This window comes from Nocardia sp. JMUB6875, assembly GCF_041154655.1.
Taxonomy (GTDB): Bacteria; Actinomycetota; Actinomycetes; order Mycobacteriales; family Mycobacteriaceae; genus Nocardia.
Genome location: NZ_BAAFGR010000081.1, coordinates 1 through 19,480, shown reverse-complemented (window position 1 = coordinate 19,480; position 19,480 = coordinate 1). Strand labels below are relative to the sequence as shown.

The window sequence follows — 19,480 nt, the reverse complement described above, 5'->3', positions numbered from 1 at the left end:
ATGGAAGCGCATTCCGTCCTGGGGGAACAGGTCCGCATGCCGGTGGAGATCCGCCACGCCGACGCCTGCTCGGCGTTGTTCCTGGCCGACGCCGGAGCGGCCCGGACGCTGCTCGCCGATGCCGGGCTCGAACCCGTCACGATGCTCGGGAAGGCCGTGCTCTCACTGGCTTTCGTGCGATACGTGGACGGGGATCTCGGGCCGTATCACGAATTCGCGTTCTCGCTGATGGCCAGGCAGCGGGGTCGCAAGGACAGCACCGGGGCCTACATTCACTGGCTGCCGGTGAACCAGAGCTTCACCTGCGAAGCGGGACAGTCGATCTGGGGGTTCCCCAAGCTGCTGGCCGATATCGACATCACGCCCGACGGCCGCGGGCATCGGTGCGAGGTGCGGATCGACGGGGAGCTCGTGATCGCCCTGCGGGTCGCCGACGGCCTCCCCATGCCCGGCGGCGCGGGCGGCGCGTCCATCGACGCCTACACCTGGCGCGACGGAATCCTGCGCCGCACACCGTGGGTGATGAATCCCGGTGCGGTGCGCGGGCGGCCCGGCGGCGCCCGGGTCCAGCTCGGTACCCATCCCGTCTCCGACCAGCTGCGCGCCCTGGGACTGCCCAAGGCCGCGTTGTTCTCCAGCCGAATCGGCGAGCTCCGCATGACCTTCGAGGATGCCGCCACGGTCCTGCAAACCCGGGAGGTTCGATGAACCGGACAGCACTCGTCACCGGCGCGGCCAGCGGCATGGGTCGCATTGTCGCGCAACGTCTCGCGGCGGCGGGATGGAATGTGGCGGCGGTGGATTTGAATGCGGAGGGGCTGGCGCAGACCGCGCTCCGGTCCCCGAACATGCACACCTACACGTGTGACGTCTCCGATGCCGGACAGGTCCGCGCCGTCGTCGACAAGGTGCGCTCGGAACTCGGGACCATCGACCGGCTCGTGCACGCCGCCGGCATGTGCCACGTGCACGCCTCGGTGCTGGACCACGATGTGGCCCAGATCCGGAAGATGATGGACGTCAACTACATCGGCACCGTCAATCTCTGCCAGGCCGTCGTCCCGGCCATGAAGCAGGCGGGCGCGGGCACCGTGGTGCTGTTCGCCTCGCTGGCCGGGTGGCTGCCCTCGCCGGGCATGGCCGGATACACGGCGTCCAAGCACGCGGTGATCGGATTCGCCGACAGCCTCTCCTACGAACTGCACGACAGCGGTGTCCGATTGCTCGTGTTGTGCCCGCCCATGGTGGAGACGCCGTTCCTGGACGCGGTGCGCGCGGAGAACGCCAGCGTGCTCGGCAATGCCGGCGGGGAGACTCCGGAGAGCATCGTGGACGCGCTGGAGAAGGCCTTGGCCAAGCCGAAGACGCCGCTGTTCGTGTTCCCCGGGCAGGCCCGCCCGGCGTATTTCATGCGGCGGTTCCTGCCCGGCGTGGCCCGCGCCATCGTTCGGCGCTCGATCCACATCACCGGGTAAACACCCGGCCGACAGCTTCCATCCGGCAATAAATCAGTGGCGGCATGGCCTCCGACCAGGCACTCTGCTTGGAATGAGTTCGCGAACCTCCTCCATACGCCTGGTTCTGCGCTACTACGGCCGGGAACTGGCCCGGCGCAAGGTGATCACGGCCCTGGGCATGCTGGGGCCGGCACTGGGCAATATGTGCCAGCTCTATATCGCTCCGCTGCTGGTCGCGGTGCTGGTCGGCAAGGTTGCCGCCACCGGTGACTCCTCGTTCGGCGCGCTGGCGCCCTACGTGCTGGCCTTCGCCGGTGTTTTGCTGCTCTCGGAAGTGTTCTGGCGCATCGGAATCCACTTCCTCAACCGGCTCGACGCCTACGGTATCGAGAACCTCTACAACACCGCGATGGACGAGCTGCTGGCCAAGGACGCGGCGTTCTTCCACAACAACTTCGCGGGCTCGCTGACCAAACGGGCGCTGAGCTTCGCGACCCGGTTCGAGGAGTTCGCCGACACCCTCGCCTTCGAGATCGTCTCCGCGCTGGTGCCGATGGGCTTCGCCTGCGTGGTGCTGTGGCGCTACGACCCGCTGCTGGTCGTCACCCTGCTGGGGCTGATCGCCCTGTGCGGTGTGGTGGTCACGCCCTTGATCAAGCGCAGGCAGAACCTGGTCGACGAGCGGGAGGCCGCCGTCGCGCTGGTCTCCGGGCACGTCTCCGACGCGCTGTCGAACATGCAGGCGGTGCGGGCCTTCGCGGCCGAACCGCAGGAGGCGGCCGAGCATCGGCGGCGAGTGGTCTGGCAGCGGCGCAAGACGCTGCGGTCGTGGGACTACAACAACCTCTTCATCGATACCGCGGTCATGCCGCTCATGGTGATCGTGAACGTGCTGGGCCTGCTGATCGCGCTGGGCATCGACGGCGGGCACGCCTCGGTCGAGGTGATCATCGTGGCGTTCACCTACTACTGGAACGCCACCGGCATCATGTTCCGGTTCAACCAGATCTACCGGCGCCTGGAGAGCTCGACCACCGAGGCCGCGCAGTTCACCGAACTGCTGTTGGAATCGCCCACCGTGCTGGATCCGGTCGATCCGGAGCCCTTGCGGCCCAACGGTTCCGGCATCCGGTTCGAGCGGGTGGACTTCGCGCACGCGGGTGCGCCGCCGCTGTTCCGCGGGCTGGAGCTGGATGTGCCGAGCGGGGCGCGGATCGGCCTGGTCGGGCGCTCGGGCGGCGGCAAGAGCACGATCACGCAGCTGCTGCTGCGCATGATGGACATCGACGGCGGTGCGATTCGCATTGGCGGGCAGGACATCTCGCGGCTGCGGCAGCGTGATCTGCGGAGTCTGATGGCCTATGTGCCGCAGGATCCCGCGATGTTCCACCGTTCCTTGAGCGAGAACATTCGTTTTGCTCGGCCGGATGCCACCGATGCCGAAGTGCGGCGTGCGGCCAAGGCCGCGCACGTCACCGAGTTCGCGGACGGCCTGCCCGAGGGCATGGAGACGCTCATCGGCGAGCGCGGCGTGAAACTGTCCGGCGGCCAACGCCAGCGGGTCGCGCTGGCGCGGGCCATCCTGCGCGACGCGCCCATCCTGCTGCTGGACGAGGCCACCAGCGCGCTGGACTCGGAGAGCGAAATCCTTGTGCAGCAGGCGCTCTGGGAGCTGATGGAAGGGCGTACGGCGCTGGTGGTCGCGCACCGGCTGAGCACGGTGGCCGATATGGACCGGCTGGTCGTGCTCGATCGCGGGCGGATCGTCGAACAGGGCAGCCACGAGGAATTGCTGCGCGCGGACGGCACTTACGCGCAGCTGTGGCGGCATCAGTCGGGTGGGTTCCTGGCGGAGGAGCTATCCACCCGCTGACGTAGGGAGGTTGGGGGCCCGGCCCCCAACCTTCTCAATTCCCTTGGAAGTTCGGCTTCCGCTTCTCGGCGAAGGCGCGCGGGCCTTCCTTGGCGTCATTGCTGCGGAAGACCGGCAGGCCGACCTTGGCGTCGATCTGGAACGCCTCTTCCTCGTGCATGCCCTCGGTGTCGCGGATGACCTTGAGGATCGCCTGCACGGCCAGCGGGCCATTGTTGTTGATCAGCTCGGCGATCTCCAGCGCCTTGTCCAGCGCCGTGCCGTCCGGCACCACATGCCCGATGAGCCCGAAGTTCAGCGCCTCGGTGGCGGTGATGTGCCGTCCGGTCAGCAGCAGTTCGGCGGCGATGGTGTACGGAATCTGACGCGGCAGCCGGACCGCCGAGCCGCCCATCGGGAACAGGCTCCACTTCGCCTCGGAGATACCGAATTTGGCGCTCTCACCCGCGATGCGGATATCGGTGCCCTGCAGGATCTCGGTGCCACCCGCGATGGCCGGGCCCTCGACGGCGGCGATCAGCGGCTTGGTCAGGCGGCGGCCCTTGAGCAGGCCGGGCATGCGCGCCGGATCGAACGCGCTGCCCTCTTTCATGCCTTCCGCGGCGCCGCGCTGGTTCATGGCCTTGAGGTCCGCGCCCGCGCAGAACGCGCCGCCGGCGCCGGTGAGGATGCAGGAGCGGATCTCCGGGTCGTTGTCGACGGTGTCCCACGCCTCGGTCATGATGGCCAGCATCTCGCCGGTCAGGGCGTTCTTGGACTTCGGCCGGTTCATGGTGACGATCAGCGTGGCGCCGCGCTTCTCGACCAGCGCGTGCGGTTCGGTATTGCTGGCTGTCTCTGCAGTCGCTGCGGTCATCGCCGACCCTTCTTTCCACTTTCCGGGCTGATTCCGGCACGAAACTACCCCGTGCCGTTGTCCTGAACAATAACGTGTTCTAGTTTGGATCATGGTGACCGCCGTCACGGGCGGCAAGTACTGGAGAGAGTCCCATGAGCACAACGAGCAAGGCGAAGCTTCCGCCCCGCGTCACGGAATCCCTCATCGATCGGCTGACCGCCATGGTGACCGCGGGCAGGGCCGGGGAGGCCCGCGAGCCCTTCGAGATGATCGAGGTCTACACCGGCGACGTGGTCGGCTACCTGCCGCAGTCCTCGCCCGAGGATGTGCGGGCCGCCGCGGAGATCGCCCGCGCCGCTCAGCGGGAATGGGCCGCCCGGCCGCTCGCGGACCGGCTCGCGGTCTTCGAGCGGGCGCACGAGCTGATCCTCTCCGAGATCGAGACGCTCGCCGATCTCATCCAGATCGGCTGCGGCAAGGCGCGGCGGATGGCCATCGAGGAGGCGTGCGATACGCCGATGGTCATCGCGCACTACCTCAAGACGGCAGCCAAGACGCTCAGGTCGAAGAAGCGCAGCGGACCCATGCCGGTCATCACCTCCTCCACCGAGGAGCACCGGCCCAAGGGCGTGGTCGCGGTCATCGCGCCGTGGAACTTCCCGTTCGCCATCTCCATGTCCGACTCCACCCCGGCGCTCATCGCGGGCAACGGCGTGATCATGAAGCCGGACAACAAGACCGCGCTGTGCACCCTCTACGGCATCGAACTGCTGCACAAGGCGGGCCTGCCGCGCGGGCTGGTGCAGGTGGTCTGCGGCGGCGGACCCGACGTCGGCCCCACCCTCATCGACAGTGTCGACTTCGTCATGTTCACCGGTTCCACCAACACCGGCCGGACCATCGGTGAGCAGGCCGGGCGCAACCTGATCGGCTGCAGCCTGGAACTCGGCGGCAAGAATCCGATGATCGTGCTCGACGACGTCAACCTCGACGAGGCCATTCCGTCGGCCATCTTCGCGGTGTTCGGCAATACCGGCCAGGCGTGTATGCACATCGAGCGGATCTACGTGCACGAGCGCATCTACGACGAGTACCTGCGCCGATTCGTCGCCGCCGCAGAGGAACTCGGCAAGAAGATGGGCGCGAGCTACGACTTCGACCCGGAGATGGGATCGCTGGTGTCGGTGGACCACATGAAGCGGGTCGCCGCCCACGTGGACGAGGCCCGGGAGAAGGGCGCGACCGTCGTCACCGGCGGCAACCCGCGACCCGACATCGGCCCCGCGTTCTACGAGCCGACCGTGCTCACCGGCGTCACCAAGGACATGGCGCACGCCACCATGGAGACCTTCGGGCCCGTGGTCAGCATCTACAAGTACAGCTCGGTGGACGAGGCGGTCGAACTGGCCAACGACACCACCTACGGGCTCAATGCCAGCATCTGGACCGGAAACATCGACCGCGCAGTCGCATTGGCCGAGCGCATCGAGGCCGGGGCCATCAATATCAACGACGGCTTCGTCACCAGCTACGCCGCCAAGGGCACGCCGTCGGGCGGCGTCAAGCAGTCCGGCGTCGGCACCCGCCACGGCGCGGCGGGTCTGCTCAAGTACACCGACACCATCAATGTCGGGGTGCAGAAGAAGCAGATCATGGCCGCGCGGGCCTCGATGCCGTATGAGAAGCAGCTGAAGTCGACGCTGGTCACGCTGCGACTGATGCGCCGCCTGCACCTGGGCTGAGAAGTGTTGTACGACAAAGGGTCCCGGCCGGTGCGGCCGGGACCCTTTGCTGTCGGTTCAGCGTTGTGCGGTCAGGTCCAGTTGGGCCACTCCGACGATGTGTGCGCCCATGCTGAAGGACGCGACGGTCGGCGTGGTGGTCGCGGGCAGGCCCAGGCTCGGGGTGTCCAGGGCCAGGACGGAGATTCGGTAGTGGTGCGGCTTGTCGCCGGTGGGCGGGCAGGGGCCCAGGTAGCCGGGGATGCCCGCGTCGTTGGTGCCGGCGACGCCTGCCGCGTCGGCGGTGAAAGTCGTTGCGGTGGCGGGGATATCCCAGTTCATCCAGTGCCAGAAGCCCGCGCCGGTCGGGGCGTCGGGGTCGAACATGGTGACGGCGAAGCTCTTTGCGGCAGCCGGAGCTCCCGACCAGGACAGGTGCGGGGCGTGGTTGGCGGCGGTGCAACCGAAGCTGCCCGCGTAGAAGTCGGCGGGGAAGGCATCGGTGGCGTCGGGGGTTGTCACCGTGAACTGTGCTGCATTGGTCGGAACGACCGGGCGGACCTGGACCGAGGTCGGGCTCGCGCTGGTCGTGGCGGTGGCCGAATCCTTGTCGTCGCCGCAGGCGGCCAGCCCGGCCAGGCTCGCCACGGCGAAAGTCGCGGAAACGATGCGGCGTGCGGTGCGGTTCATGGCGGTCCTCCTCGGTGTTTCGAATTGCAAGATGAGAATCTCGGAATCCGAGATGGGCAGGGAGATCGTCCGCAGCCTGGTATGCGGCGTACCACCCAGCGCGCCGCCTAGGCTGGGGTGGTGGACGGAACGGGATCGGGCAATGAACTGGGCGCATTCCTGCGTGCCATGCGGGAGCGACTATCGCCGCAGGATGCCGGACTCCCGAGCCTCGGTACCCGGCGCACACCCGGCCTGCGGCGGCAGGAGGTCGCGCAGCTCGCCGCGGTCAGCATCGACTGGTACATCCGGCTCGAACAGGGGCGGGTCGGGACGCCCGGCGCGGCGATCCTGGACGCGCTGGCCAATGCGTTGCGGCTCAGCGATGCCGAACGCGCGCACCTGCACCTCATCGCCCGCGGCGCGCAGCCGCCCGCCCGCCGGGCCGCCGAACCGCCCGCCTCATTGCACGCCATCCTCGACGGGATGCCGTCGCTTCCGGCCTATCTCAGCGACTTCCGACTGGACGTGCTGGCCCGGAACACCGCCGCCGCGGCCCTGTTCGGCCCGGACTTCGGGCCCGGCATCAATGTGGCCCGCCTGACCCTGCTCGATCCCGGCGTCCGTGCCACGCAGCTGGACTGGGACCGCATCGCCCGCGAGACGGTCGGCAATCTGCGGCGCAATCTCGCCCGGCATCCCGACGATGCCAGGCTGCGCGAGGTGATCGGCGAATTGCGTTCGGAGAGCGCTGAATTCGCCGCCTGGTGGGAGGACCATACGGTCCAGGACCGCAGCCACGGCAGCAAGCGCATCCGCCATCCCGAGGCCGGTGACCTGACCGTGCACTATGACAACCTCACCAGCCCCGACGGCGCGGACCACAGCATCACCGTGCTCACGCCGGTCGACGAGGCCTCCGCGGCGGCCCTGCGCACCATCCTCACCGACCACGCGAACCGCCTGGGCGGCACCCGCCTTCGACCCGTCGCGGGGTAGCCCTGGCAAGATGGCTGAATGATTGCCACCATGCTGGCGGTTGCCATCTCGCTCACCGTGTGGGCCCTGCTGGCTGCCAAATTCGACCAGTGGCGGATCAGCGCGCCCATGGTGACGGTCTTCTCGGGCGTCGTGGTCGGGCTCATGGTGCGCGACTCCATCGGGGCGACCCTCGATACGGAAATGGCGCTGCACGCGGCCGAAATCGTGCTCGCCGTACTCCTGTTCATCGACGCCACCGAGGTGCGCGGCGGGCTGTTCGGCCGTAATCCCGGTGCGGCACTGCGGCTTCTGTTCATCGCGCTGCCATTGAGCTTGGCGGCGGCGGTGGGCCTCGGACTGTGGTTGCTGCCCGGTTCCGGATGGGCCCTACTGCTGGTGATCGCGTGCGTGGTGGTGCCGATCGACTTCGCGCCCGCGGCGGCGATCCTGCGCGACAAGCGAATTCCGGTGCGGGTGCGCAATGTCTTGAATGTCGAGAGCGGCTACAACGACGGCATCGTGTCCCCGATCATCGTGTTCGCCCTGGCCGTCGCGGGTGGCGCGGCCAAGGATCAGACGCCGTGGGAAGCGCTCGGCACCGCGGGTCCCCCGGCGCTGAAGGCACTGCTGGTCGGCGCGGGATGCGGTGCGGCACTGGCCTTCCTGACCAATCGCGCCGATGCCGCCCGGCTGATGAACCTGCAGTCCAAACGGCTCGTCATGGTCGCCGCCCCGATCGGTTCCTACGCGCTGTCGGTGAGCATCGGCGGCAATGGCTTCGTCGCGGCCTTCGTCTGCGGCTTCGTGATCCACCGCGTCCGCCGCACCGAGGAACACGCCCGCGAACTCGAACTCATCGACGATATCGGCTTCCTGCTCACCGCCGTCATGTGGTTCGTCTTCGGCGCGGTCGCGGTCTTCGTGCTGTGGGACGGCGCGGATTGGCGGCTGTGCCTGTTCTGCGCGGCGGTGCTCACGGTGGTGCGCATCATCCCGGTCATGGCCTCGCTGATCGGCTACCGCCTGACCCTCGTCGAAGACTTCCTCATCGGCTGGCTGGGCCCCCGCGGCACCACCTCGATCGTCTTCGGCCTGCTCGCCTTCAACCAACTCCGCGGCGACAACGCGGAACTGGCACTCGCGGCCATGGTGATCACCGTGCTCGGCAGCGTCGTGTTCCACGGCCTCGGCTCACCTTTGACGGCCCGCGGCTACCGCCGCCGAATCTCTACCCAAACGAACTGACCTGGAAAACACAAAACCCCCGACTCTCGAAAGAGCCGGGGGCCGAGTTGTGTCTCAACCACACAGTCGGGGTGACAGGATTTGAACCTGGCATGTATGCCGATCTTGGGGGTGTGTTGACCAGCCGAAATCTGTTGTCTACCAGGTAGAATGGAACAGCTGGTTAGTGACACTGGGAGACACGAGCGGACAGGTTTTGACGCTCGTTAGGCACAGATTAGGCACGGAAAATGGCACAGGCGAAACGGTCGTTCGGCGCTCCCCGCAAGCTTCCGTCGGGTCGTTGGCAGGGTCGGTACACCGGTCCGGACGGGCAGATTCATACGGGGCCGCGTACGTGGGAGTCGAAAGATGACTGTCTCGGGTGGCTGGCCGCTGAGCGGAAGCTGATCGAGTTGGATGTGTGGACGTCCCCGGCGGAGCGGGCGCGTGCGGCCGAGGCGGCGAAGGTCGCGCATGTGCTGACGGTTCGCCGGTACTGCGAGACGTGGCATGAGGAGGCGCGGAGTCGTCTGAAGCCGCGCACGTGGAAGCTGTATCGGGGGTATCTGGACAACGTGATCTATCCGGGGCTCGGGGACACGGTGTTGGATGAGTTGACGTTGCCGGTGGTGCGGTCGTGGTTCGCGAAGCTGGCGGCGTTCCCGACGCGTAATGCGAACGCGTATTCGCTGTTGCGCACGATCATGCGTCAGGCGGTGGAGGACGAGTTGCTGACGTTGAATCCCTGTCGGATCAAGGGTGCGGGTTCCAAGTCGCGGAAGGTGGAGCCGATTGCGTTGTCGCCGACCGAGATCCGTCAGCTTGCCGACGCGATGCCGGAGCAGTGGCGGGCGTTGATCCTGTTGGCCGGTTTCGGTGGGTTCCGGTGGGGTGAAGTGAGTGCGTTGCAGCGTGGGGACATCGAACTGGCCAAGGGGGAGTGCGACGTGACGGTGGCGCGGGCAGCGGTGCGGATAAAGAAAGAACTGATCATCGGGACCCCGAAGACGAAGGCGGCGCTGCGGACGGTGTCGCTGCCGCTGGAGCTTCGGACGACGCTGGCGGCCCATCTGGGTGAGCACGCGGCGGCGGGACGTGCGGGGCTGGTGTTCCCGTCCGAGCGTGGGGAAGTGCTGCACACCAACACGATCCGTAAGCAGTTCAAGAAGGCGGCCGATAAGATCGGGTACCCGAAGCTGCGGTTTCACGACCTACGGCACTCGGCGGCAACGCTGTTCGCGCGCCAGGGGGCGACAGCGTCGGATCACATGGCGTTCATGGGCCATACCACCGCAGCGATGAGCCAGCGCTACGTCAAGTCCAACAACGCCCGCAATCGCGCACTCGCGCAAGGAATGTGGGCCGCGTAGCCGACTCCCACACAGCGCCCCACCGTGTTCGCACCCGATGCGATGCGGCGGGGCGTTCGCGGTTTTCGGTGGCGGGTGCGGGGAGCGACAGTGGCGGTGGTCACCGGTCGCATAGGTGTGTTGGCGGGTGGAGGGTGGGGGTTGGGCTGTGGTTATTCCTATCCTCTTGCCGAGGTGAGATGTGCGACAGAAACTTTGGGGTTGTGGCGGCTTGGCGTTGGCGGTCACTTCCCGTAACTTTCTGACACGTGAGGCCGGATGGCGACCTGACCGAGTACATGGGTCGGGTAGTCACCTTTCGAAGCGCGCGATGGACTGGCAGCGTGCGAGCCTTACCGACTACATACTTTGCGTGATGCTTCGTGCGTCAGAGACTCCGGGGTAATTCCCAGAATTGAAGGCGTTTGCCATGTCCATAGAGACTCGCATTCTTCCCCGTTATGTTTCCCTCGCCCATGCCGGGGAATTCACGGGCACGTCCGTTCGTACGATCCGTCGCCGTATTTCTGACGGCACGCTCACCGGGTACCGGGTTCCCGGAACGCGGGCGGTGCGTGTGGATTTGAACGAACTCTCCGACCTCATGAAGCCGATGCGGTGAAACTGGCGCACTGAATCAATGGGTGCTCCATTCCGATCGATCTTCACAATTGAACACAATTGAACAGGGGCCGTGGATGAATAGGCGCGAGTCGGGGACGTTCTCGATCGTTCCGCATGCGGTGTTGGAGGCGATGTCGGATCGCCGGTTGTCGCCGCAGGCCGTGGCGCTGTATGCGGTGCTGGCCAAGCATGCCGACCGGCAGACCGGGCAGTCGTGGCCGTCGCGGGCGAGGTTGGCGAAGTCGCTGGGATACACCAAGGCCGATTCGATCGACAAGTACATGACCCAACTTGAGGACGCCGGGTTCGTGCGGGTGGACGCTCGCTACGGCAACCGACCCGACTCGGTCTCGGAGGTGCGCGACGCTGCGCACCGGGGCCGTCTGAACAACCTCTACACGCTGGTGGCCGCGCCTGTCGCCTCACCTGCGAGCGGGGGGAAGGGTTACCCGGCGCAGCGGGCAAGGGTCACCCGCGACGGTGGGGAAGGGGTTGCCCGCCAGCGGGGGTACGAACAAGAAGCCCTTCAACAAGATCCAAAAACCACAGGCGCGTGGCCCGCCGCCGCTGGGGCGCGGCCCGCCGCCCTGCCGTCGTGGCTGGTGTCGGTGAACCGGCCCGAGGACGTATCCCCGTTCGCGCCGTCGAAACGACCGTTGCCGGGCAACTGGCGGCCCAAGGCAGACGAGCAAGACCAGGCGCGGCGGCTCGGTCTCGACGTGGGCGCGCTCGAGGGGCAGTTCCGGGAGTTGATGACCGGGCATGAACGCCAAGAGTGGGATACGACCTTCGAATATTTCATCAATGATGTTGCCGCACAACGAGATAAGGAGAATCTGCCGATGAGTGCATGAATCCCCGCACCCGAGAATCGTTCCTGTCCGGGTCTCGACCCCGGCGCTATCGAAAGCCGATACCCATGCCCGAGCAACCGACCGACCCGTTTCCATCGCGAATCCGTGGTGACCGGCGCGGCTGGCTCACCTTCACCACCGAACTACCCGTGCCCTGGCAGAACGCCGAAGACGCCACGCACGCCGCCGATTTCGATGCCTGCCCGCGTGATCGCGCTCGCTTCGCGACCGACACGGAGAAGGCGTTGCTGCGCGCGCTGGGCCTCACGCTGCCCGAGGACGCACCGACCGCGACCGACCGTGACCGGTTGTGCACGCGGGTGGAATTCCTGGCCCCGACCCTGCGGCGGCGGACCTGGCCCGCGCTGGCCGACCAAACACCCACCGACACACCAGTTTTCCACTGACACCGACCCAGAACACCAGGAGCACTCATGAACCCCGAACCAACCACGACGAACACCGACACTGAGAACGACACCCCAGACGCCACGCTGGGCCACGAAACCGCTTCCGGCGACCATTCGTCCACCCCCGGCGTCGACGGTGTAGCCGACGACGTGAGCAACAACCCCAATGCCGAAGCCAAGAAATGGCGACTCAAATATCGGGCCGCCGAAACCGAACTCGCGACCGCACGCGAGACCGTCACCCGATTGCAGCGCGCCGCTATCGAGAAACAGGTAACCGATAGGCTCGCTGTGCCCGCCGACCTGTTCGACGTGGGCGGGTACACCGTGGAATCGCTGCTGCACGACAACGGCGACCCCGACCCCGCCAAGGTGCACGCCGCGATGCGTGAGCTGCTCCTCGCGCGCCCCGGACTGACCGCACGCGGATACAACATCCATCAGACGCATCCGAATTGGGGACAAGGGCAATCGGCTCATTTCCGAGACAGCGGCAGCGCCTGGGATTCCGTCATCAAAGGATGAACAAGGAAATGGATAGGTGAATCATCTAGTCACACTGTGGCATTCACCCGACAATGGAGGGCGGGAACCACGGGCTACGGCAATTGCTCCGCTGGTGTTCCACGTTAACCCTGGTCGGTAACGTCTGAGAGCTCCGAGAGCCGGACGAACACATATCCACGTTCGTTTCGTTTCTCGGAGCTTCTCATGTCTCTCAATACTGTTTCCGGTGCGCCCGTACTCAATTCGGCGCAAGTGGAAGACTCACTCGTCAAGCCGCTGGAATCCATCGCCGCAATCGCCCTGTGTTCCACCATCGTCCGCACCCACGGTTCCTCCGCGCTGCGGATCCCGATCACCGCTGCCACACCGACAGCCTCGTTCGTCGCCGAAGGTGCCGAAATCCCGGTCACCGACGCCGATTTGGAAGAGCTGGTGCTCACGCCCCGAAAGCTGGCCGGTCTGAGCGTCATCACGTCCGAACTCGCGCAGACATCCACGCCACAGGCCGCCGACATCGTCGGTGCCGGACTGGCGAAGGACATCGCGAAGAAACTCGATATGGCCGCGTTCGGGAACCTCCCGGCCCCGGCTCCGCCGGGCCTGGCCGCGCTCTCCGGCGTGAAGGCCGTGACCGCCCACCTGGCGGGCGGCAAGCTCACCGATTTCGATTGGGCCGCCGAAGCCGAGAGCCTGTCCGCTGTCGCGGGCGGCAACATCACCCACTGGGTTGCGTCTCCCGACGCCGCCCTGTTGATCGCTACCACGCCGCTGGGCGGCACCGGCGGACTCATGTCGGCGATGCAGCCGGACCCGACGTTGCCGACGCGCAGACAGGTACTCGGCCGTCCGCTGATCGTGTCCACGGCCGTCGCGTCGCGCACGATCTGGGGTATCGACAACAGCCGCAGCTTCCTCGCGATCTCCGAAGACGTGACCCTGGAATCGGATCGCAGCGTCTACTTCACCTCCGACCGCATCGCGATCCGCGCGAAACTGCGCGTCTCGTTCGGCTGGCCGAACCCGGAAACCGTTGTGAAGATCACGATCCCGGCGGCATAACTCGATGAGCGACCACATAACGAACGTCGGCGACGAATCCGCGGTGCTGTGCCGCGTCCTCGGACCGCACCTGGTCTACGACACCCAGAGCGGAAGCCACACCGGAGCAGGCGGACTCGTACGAGCGCGCCCCCGCGCCGCTGCCCGATGGGTCAGGCGCGGATGGGCCGAGATCGTCACCGACGAAGCCGACACGCCCGCGCCAGACAAGCCCAGCTCGTCAGCGAACCCGGCGAAGAAGCGAACGCGAACCAGTTGACCGGTTGACGTGGGATTTTAACCGATCGGGTAAAAACCCAACCGACGTGCTGACGGACACCGCGAACCAGCAAACACCGAACATGCCTGGTGTGCACGGTATTCGCGGTGTCGACGCTCCGGCGGGCGCACCTGTGGTCATCGGGTGAGGGCGATTCGGTCCGATGGGTCCGGTGACGGTTCCTGGAGGTCCCCGCCGTCGTCCCAGCGCGGGCAGTACGGGCACCACGGGCGTAGCCGGTGGTGGATCAACCCGGCGTAGGACACCAGCAGTGGCCAAAACGCCATAGGCACAGTCACATACCTGCCCCGGATTCCAGCGAGCACGGCCGCGAGAGTGGACACGGCGATCACGGCGAACAGATGCAGCCCGGACCGCCCGCTGCCCACGTGCGCCACCCGCAGCAACCAGCGGCGGCGCTGCGCCCGAACCGGGGCATCGGCGGGGACGGCCCGCATGCACGCCGCGCAGATGCGAGTCAATTCCATGTGCAGCACCGACACCACGGTGCCGACCGTGAACGCGGCCGTGACGAGTCCGGCGAGAGTGACGCTCACCCAGCTGTTTTCAACCCAGGTGGCCACCGCACCCGCGAGCGTTGTCACGGCGAGGATGGAGCCCATGCGGTGCGCGATCCAGTCCAGCACCCGCCCCGAAGGTCGGTCGGAGTTGTTGAATGCGTCGATGACGCTCATGCGGGGTCTGCTTCCCATGTTTCGGAGGTGGCGGGAGTCCGGTTCGGGCGTCGTTGTTCGATCCGGTGGCCGTTGCGGGCGCGTCTCGTCTGGTTCGGCTCATACGGACAGGCCCAGCCTTCTCCTGTGGCTGGGCCTGTCTTCGGGGGTAACGGATCCCGGCGCGGTTGCGTTCGGTAGCCGGGGTCCGATCGCGAAAAGCGTTGCCGTCGTTTGTGGAGCAACGCCATCGAGTTGTCCTGAATCGGTGCGTCTATCGCATCACCCCTTCCCACGGATTCCCCGAGCACCGGAATGGCTTTGAGGGCTTACGCGCCGTCCACGCGGCGCACAGGCGCACGGTCGGGCACCGGCGGCGCCGCACGACGTGAATACGTCGATTCCGGGTGCACCGTCACCACGTCCAGGCGCTGCACCAGCGAGCCGGGCGCTTCACCGTCCGGGAAGTGCTCGAGCGACGGCACGAACACCGCTTCCGCGTCCAGACGGGTAGCTTGGGCTTTCAGTCGCGCCAGGGGCGGCCGACCGCTGGCAGGGTCGTAGGGCACGATTTCAGCCAGGTCGTACCCGTATCGCGCTGCGAGCCTACGAATTTCGGATTCGTCCCACTGTTGACTCACGCCGGAGACATCGGTGCGCAGGTATCCCAGCGCGGTGGGTGTGTACCGCATGACCGCCCTTTGATCGTGGCCGTCGAGGGCCGTGGAGTCGTGGAGTTGGAGATAGAAGCCGCCATAGTCCTCGGCTTCGTCTCCGTGCGACTGGAGTTCCAACACGCCACCGGGGAACTCGAACAGCCGCGTACGCGGAACGGCCTGCGCTTCGTCTGGTTCCTCGATCACGACCGCCCCTGTCATCGCTGGTGAGGCAGTCCGGGACCGAGACGACTGCACCGGCCCCGAACGCCATGAAACGACGCTAGAAACTCACGGACCATCCCGGCCATGAACTTGGCCAAACTTGCCCAGATTAGGCCGTTGTGAAACGAAATATGGCCACAGGCGCGACGATTGAAGCGCGTCGCAGACCGGCGCAGAACGCCAGACAAGTAGGAGGCGAAGGCATGAGCCTTAAATTCCTCGGCAAGGGCGGCTCGCAGGTGAACGAGTGCCCAAGTCTGTACGCGACCGAATCGGGCTATCTCGTCCAGGGATGGAGTACCGACCGGCCCGATACGGTCGAGATACCCCATCTGCTTCTCGGATTCCTTGAGCCCCGAACCTTCCTCGGCTCCACGTTGACGGACACCGGGAGGGGTACCTTCACGGTTATCGGGCGGCCGATTACGGATGCCGACACTCTCGGCCAGCTTGACCTGGCCGAAGATGAGGCAGCCATCGAAGTACCCATGTTGGAGAGGACTTTCTACGGTGCAGCTGCGGCAAGGCGACTGGTCGGACCTGTTCCGGCAATGTCGCAGTGAGGCATTCCATCTCGAGGTCAGAGACAACTACGCAGTGCCGCTCGAGTCCGCACCATTCCGCCGATTCCTCGCGGACGAACCTGATGATTACGCATGGTTCGAAGGTTGGGATGCCTTGGTACGGGCGACAACCGGTCGAGGCGTAGCGATGAGCAGGGTTCGTGTCGTCACGGTGCCTCACACCGACTACCAGCGCTGGAGCTTGGTCGTTGCAGCACGCAATGTCGCAGCAGGTGAGGATATTCGATATCTGCCGCGCCATCTCGCTGGACAGGTGCCACCGGATGATTGGTGGCTCATGGACAATGAGATGGTGGCCTTCAACCTGGTCGATAGCCGGATGAAGTCGGCTGGCATCGCGATAACAACCGATCCCGGTGTGGTCGAGTATTGCCAGGCCGTCAAGGAACGGCTCTGGAAACTCGCGACTCCCTACTCCGAGTACGTGGCCGCTGCTGGCTCGCAGACGGTGAAGTGACCGGGAGTCTCCAGGAAGCGAGAGAAGCGCTCGGACAACGGCTTCGGGATTTACGCCGAGCCGTGGGTATGTCCGGGCGCGTCCTCGCCGAGCAAGCAGGCTGGCATGAGTCGAAGATCAGCAAGATCGAGCACGGCATACGCCCGCCCTCGGAAGCCGACATCCGAACGTACTGCGAAATTCTCGATGCTCCCGAGCAGTTGCCGGACCTGCTCGCGACGGTCCGAAACATCGACAGCGCCTATGTCGAATGGCGGCGCGTCCTCAGCGCGGGTACTCGGCGGGGCCAACATGCGCTGACCAAGCTCTCCGAACGAACGAAGCTGATGAGGGTCTATCAGCCGTATGTCGTACCGGGTCTACTCCAAACCGCTGACTACGCGCGGGCGATCCTGCGGCAGGCGATCGACTTCTACCGCATACCCGACGACCTGGAAGACGGTGTTGCCAAGCGGCTCGAGCGGCAGCGCATCTTGTACAGCGGAGACCGGCGGTTCCACATTCTGATGGGCGAGCAGGCTCTATGGACTGGCGTAGCCGATGAAGGAGTGATGGCCGGACAACTAGACCGGCTCATTGCCGTCATTGGGTTACCGCGGGTGACCTTCGGAATTGTGCCTGCGGCATCCTACTGTCCGGCACCCGCGATGAACTTCGTCATGTACGACCGCAGCATGGTGACAGTCGAAGGCGTCACCGCAGAACTCAAGGTGACCCAGCCAAGGGAAATCGCCGTCTACGGGCGCGCATTCGACACTCTGGCGGGTCAGTCGGTCACGGGCGAAGGGGCTCGGGTGTTGATCCGCGCTGCCATTGCTAGGAGAGAAGAGCCGCGCGACAACCAGCGAAGCACAGAGATCGAGCAATGAGATCGACAGCAGGCGAATGTATCTCACGGTAGGGTCGGACCGCTGAATGCAACGCCGGGAGGGGAACGATGGCCATTCCAACACGCGATAAGTCACTGGGAAACGGTCTCGGCGGCCAGCGATGGCGACGCTACGCAGACGCATTCGATCGGGTCGAACGGTGCGCGAGCCAGGGCTACTTCCTCGAGGCGATCGCGATTCTGGACTCGCTGATCGGAGATCGACTCGCGAGCCGTCTGGGCCATCTACAGGGCGACGACTCGATCAAGGTCGAGCCGATCGGGCGGCTGTGCGGCGCGCTCATCGGATACAAGAACGCCCCTGGCGTGGAACATGATCCGGAGTTCCGTGCCGTGACTGCCGACATAAGGGTGTGGTCCGAGACCCGTAACGATGCGATGCACGGTGTCGCACGTATCTTCAGGCCCGAAGACACGGCCACGTCGTTCGACGCTGCGATGAACATCCACGGTCAGACCGTCCTGGACGGGATCGCGGTGCTGCGACGTTTCGACCGACTCGATACCGCTGCGCGTCAGGCGCGTAAGGATATTCCTGCGCATAAGAGGTTTCCCGCGACATGGCCTGCCGCGTTCTTCCCCGAGGAGCGGTCTGGCACGCCGCGTCCTGTCGAGTCAGACGCCCGCTGACCCAACGGTCTTCGTGTCCTCGCGTGTCGCGTGCTGTCCCGGAAAACGACCCTTGGAAGCCGTAAAGGGTGCGCGCCACAGGGCGGATCGGTGTTTGAAAACACCAGGCGGGAGAGGTCGTGCGGCCGGTATTCGGCGTTTCCCCTGGTCGGTGCCGGTCGAGGCGGGACGGCTCGAAGCCCTGTGTGATCCGATCCCGTCGCGGGTGCTGTCCGCAGCGTCCGCACGCCCGGAACGTGGCTGGTCGGCACCCGGAGTTCGCGTTGTCCAGCCACCTCAACCGATTCCGTAACGTGGCTGCTCCCTGCAGAAACGGGAACGGCAACGGTTGGTTACGGCAGTTCCCGGGGGGTCGGAAGTCTGTGGATCAATTTCGCCGATCGGTGTAAGTGATCGATGGGGGTGGACACTCGTCGGATTTTGCGGGATCCCGCAATTCAGGGGATCGCCTGAAAAGGCTCGACCCCGCGACAGTGCCGACAGTCCGTCATCGGGTGTGTGTTGCCGCCGCCGTGACCAGTCCTTTTGACGGCACCGTCAAGAAGGCACGGTCCGTTGAGCCTTTCGGCCCGTCAGGGGTGTTCGATTCGGCGGTGCTGTGGTCTGCGATAGCCTGGACTGTCGATGGAGCAAGCAACCTGACCTGCAATTTTGCGGGATCCCACAAAGTTGTCGGACGCGATTCTCCGGCCGCGCGGAAAGACCCTGGGAAGGTGTCGGCGCGGGCGTCCACCGAGTCGAGTGGGGCCGGAAAGTGGCCGGTGGAGGGCTCTCCGCGTGCCGATATTCGCCTGTTTCCCCTGGTCGAGTTTTGCGGGGATCCCCGAAAAAGGCTGGTGGCCTGCGATATTGACGGATCGGTGAAAATCTCCTGACGACATGGGCTTCGAGGTGTCGCCGGGACGTCGGCTGACGAGCGCGTTTAACCGATCGGTTAACCGCCCAATCACCCCGGGGCGGGACGTGTTCCGCGCCCGGCACCGGGAGCCGACCCGAACACGCCCGTCGATCCATGGGAGCGCGCGCACGAGCCTGCATCGACCGGATGATGGTGTGCCCGCCCGGCGCACCGATGGTCAGGGGATCCGGCACGGTGCGCGGCGGCCCGGACCGGGTGCCGCGCGGGGAGCGGTCAGGCACGAATCTGGCACGGCCCCTTCGCGCCACCCAGGAAAAGAGCGAGGCCCCGACCAGACTTGCTGGTCAGGGCCTCAATCGTGTCTCAACCACACGGTCGGGGTGACAGGATTTGAACCTGCGACCTCTTCGTCCCGAACGTTGCTAGTGGCTTCCGGGGTAGTTCGTGCGGTGCCTCTGAGCTGCGGTGTGATGCCTGATGCTGCTCGCGCGTCCCGGGCTGTCTCGGATGGCCTGCTGCCTTCCTGCTGCCGGGGTGAGTATTCATCATGCTGACGAGCGTGCCGCCTGCCAGCGGACGCTGAATAATCCGGGTGGGCGGACATGTGAGTCCGGGCTGGCGGACATGATTTCTCCGGATGGGCGGACATCTGGATCTCCGGGACACGCCTGATAAATG

19 protein-coding genes are annotated in these 19,480 nt (G+C 65.8%); 15 read left to right on the top strand and 4 right to left on the bottom strand.

The genetic code is table 11. From position 1 onward, the window contains the following. The 3 genes from ACAM49_RS21455 to ACAM49_RS21445 all read left to right on the top strand — a co-directional run bounded on the left by ACAM49_RS21455 (position 1) and on the right by ACAM49_RS21445 (position 3,330). A complete protein-coding gene (locus ACAM49_RS21455) occupies positions 1-708 on the top strand; it encodes an acetoacetate decarboxylase family protein (protein WP_369637326.1) in 708 nt (235 codons plus the stop codon). Beyond that, a complete protein-coding gene (locus ACAM49_RS21450; protein ID WP_369637325.1) occupies positions 705-1,475 on the top strand; it encodes an SDR family NAD(P)-dependent oxidoreductase in 771 nt (256 codons plus the stop codon). Before ACAM49_RS21455 ends, ACAM49_RS21450 begins: the two co-directional genes overlap by 4 nt. 73 nt (positions 1,476-1,548) lie before the next feature. Further along, positions 1,549-3,330 (top strand): ABC transporter ATP-binding protein, encoded by a 1,782-nt coding sequence (locus ACAM49_RS21445; RefSeq protein ID WP_369637324.1) that lies wholly within the window; start codon positions 1,549-1,551, stop codon positions 3,328-3,330. A gap of 34 nt (positions 3,331-3,364) precedes the next feature. Here ACAM49_RS21445 and ACAM49_RS21440 read toward each other — a convergent pair whose 3' ends face one another. Continuing rightward, on the bottom strand, positions 3,365-4,186 hold the full coding sequence (locus ACAM49_RS21440) for a crotonase/enoyl-CoA hydratase family protein (RefSeq protein WP_369637323.1): 822 nt from the start codon (positions 4,184-4,186) through the stop codon (positions 3,365-3,367). 134 nt (positions 4,187-4,320) lie between these two features. Between ACAM49_RS21440 and ACAM49_RS21435 the strand changes: the two genes are divergently transcribed. Then, entirely contained in the window at positions 4,321-5,910 is a 1,590-nt protein-coding gene (locus tag ACAM49_RS21435) for a succinic semialdehyde dehydrogenase (RefSeq protein WP_369637322.1), read from the top strand. 57 nt (positions 5,911-5,967) lie between these two features. Here ACAM49_RS21435 and ACAM49_RS21430 read toward each other — a convergent pair whose 3' ends face one another. Then, the gene (locus ACAM49_RS21430; RefSeq protein ID WP_369637321.1) at positions 5,968-6,579 is read right to left on the bottom strand and encodes a YbhB/YbcL family Raf kinase inhibitor-like protein; all 612 of its coding nucleotides are present in this window, start codon (positions 6,577-6,579) and stop codon (positions 5,968-5,970) included. 120 nt (positions 6,580-6,699) lie between these two features. Between ACAM49_RS21430 and ACAM49_RS21425 the strand changes: the two genes are divergently transcribed. The 7 genes from ACAM49_RS21425 to ACAM49_RS21395 all read left to right on the top strand — a co-directional run bounded on the left by ACAM49_RS21425 (position 6,700) and on the right by ACAM49_RS21395 (position 13,569). After that, on the top strand, positions 6,700-7,557 hold the full coding sequence (locus tag ACAM49_RS21425) for a helix-turn-helix transcriptional regulator (RefSeq protein WP_369637320.1): 858 nt from the start codon (positions 6,700-6,702) through the stop codon (positions 7,555-7,557). Positions 7,558-7,575: 18 nt separating this feature from the next. Further along, positions 7,576-8,784, top strand: coding sequence for a cation:proton antiporter (locus ACAM49_RS21420; RefSeq protein WP_369637319.1), 1,209 nt, complete (start codon positions 7,576-7,578; stop codon positions 8,782-8,784). A gap of 230 nt (positions 8,785-9,014) precedes the next feature. After that, positions 9,015-10,136, top strand: coding sequence for a tyrosine recombinase XerC (gene xerC, locus ACAM49_RS21415; RefSeq protein WP_369637318.1), 1,122 nt, complete (start codon positions 9,015-9,017; stop codon positions 10,134-10,136). Positions 10,137-10,813: 677 nt separating this feature from the next. Next, complete coding sequence (locus ACAM49_RS21410) at positions 10,814-11,593, top strand: helix-turn-helix domain-containing protein (RefSeq protein WP_369637317.1); 780 nt, start codon at positions 10,814-10,816, stop codon at positions 11,591-11,593. Positions 11,594-11,658: 65 nt separating this feature from the next. Then, entirely contained in the window at positions 11,659-12,000 is a 342-nt protein-coding gene (locus ACAM49_RS21405; protein WP_369637316.1) for a hypothetical protein, read from the top strand. A 27-nt stretch (positions 12,001-12,027) separates the two neighbouring features. Further along, complete coding sequence (locus ACAM49_RS21400; protein ID WP_369637315.1) at positions 12,028-12,528, top strand: hypothetical protein; 501 nt, start codon at positions 12,028-12,030, stop codon at positions 12,526-12,528. A 186-nt stretch (positions 12,529-12,714) separates the two neighbouring features. Beyond that, positions 12,715-13,569, top strand: coding sequence for a phage major capsid protein (locus ACAM49_RS21395; RefSeq protein ID WP_369637314.1), 855 nt, complete (start codon positions 12,715-12,717; stop codon positions 13,567-13,569). Between the two features lie 396 nt (positions 13,570-13,965). On the opposite strand, the gene ACAM49_RS21390 is transcribed toward ACAM49_RS21395, so the two are convergent. Both ACAM49_RS21390 and ACAM49_RS21385 read right to left on the bottom strand, forming a co-directional pair. After that, positions 13,966-14,523: a hypothetical protein gene (locus tag ACAM49_RS21390; RefSeq protein WP_369637313.1), complete on the bottom strand. Its 558-nt coding sequence runs from the start codon at positions 14,521-14,523 to the stop codon at positions 13,966-13,968. Positions 14,524-14,831: 308 nt separating this feature from the next. Then, positions 14,832-15,365: a hypothetical protein gene (locus ACAM49_RS21385; RefSeq protein ID WP_369637312.1), complete on the bottom strand. Its 534-nt coding sequence runs from the start codon at positions 15,363-15,365 to the stop codon at positions 14,832-14,834. 221 nt (positions 15,366-15,586) lie between these two features. On the opposite strand from ACAM49_RS21385, the gene ACAM49_RS21380 reads away from it, so the two are divergent. The 4 genes from ACAM49_RS21380 (at position 15,587) to ACAM49_RS21365 (ending at position 17,943) form a co-directional block, all read left to right on the top strand. Continuing rightward, on the top strand, positions 15,587-15,946 hold the full coding sequence (locus tag ACAM49_RS21380; RefSeq protein WP_369637311.1) for a hypothetical protein: 360 nt from the start codon (positions 15,587-15,589) through the stop codon (positions 15,944-15,946). Then, the gene (locus ACAM49_RS21375) at positions 15,894-16,424 is read left to right on the top strand and encodes a DUF6879 family protein (RefSeq protein ID WP_369637310.1); all 531 of its coding nucleotides are present in this window, start codon (positions 15,894-15,896) and stop codon (positions 16,422-16,424) included. Before ACAM49_RS21380 ends, ACAM49_RS21375 begins: the two co-directional genes overlap by 53 nt. Beyond that, the gene (locus ACAM49_RS21370; protein ID WP_369637309.1) at positions 16,421-17,293 is read left to right on the top strand and encodes a helix-turn-helix domain-containing protein; all 873 of its coding nucleotides are present in this window, start codon (positions 16,421-16,423) and stop codon (positions 17,291-17,293) included. The genes ACAM49_RS21375 and ACAM49_RS21370 overlap by 4 nt, the downstream gene beginning before the upstream one ends. Before the next feature lie 68 nt (positions 17,294-17,361). After that, complete coding sequence (locus tag ACAM49_RS21365) at positions 17,362-17,943, top strand: hypothetical protein (protein WP_369637308.1); 582 nt, start codon at positions 17,362-17,364, stop codon at positions 17,941-17,943. The last annotated feature ends 1,537 nt before the right edge of the window (positions 17,944-19,480 follow it).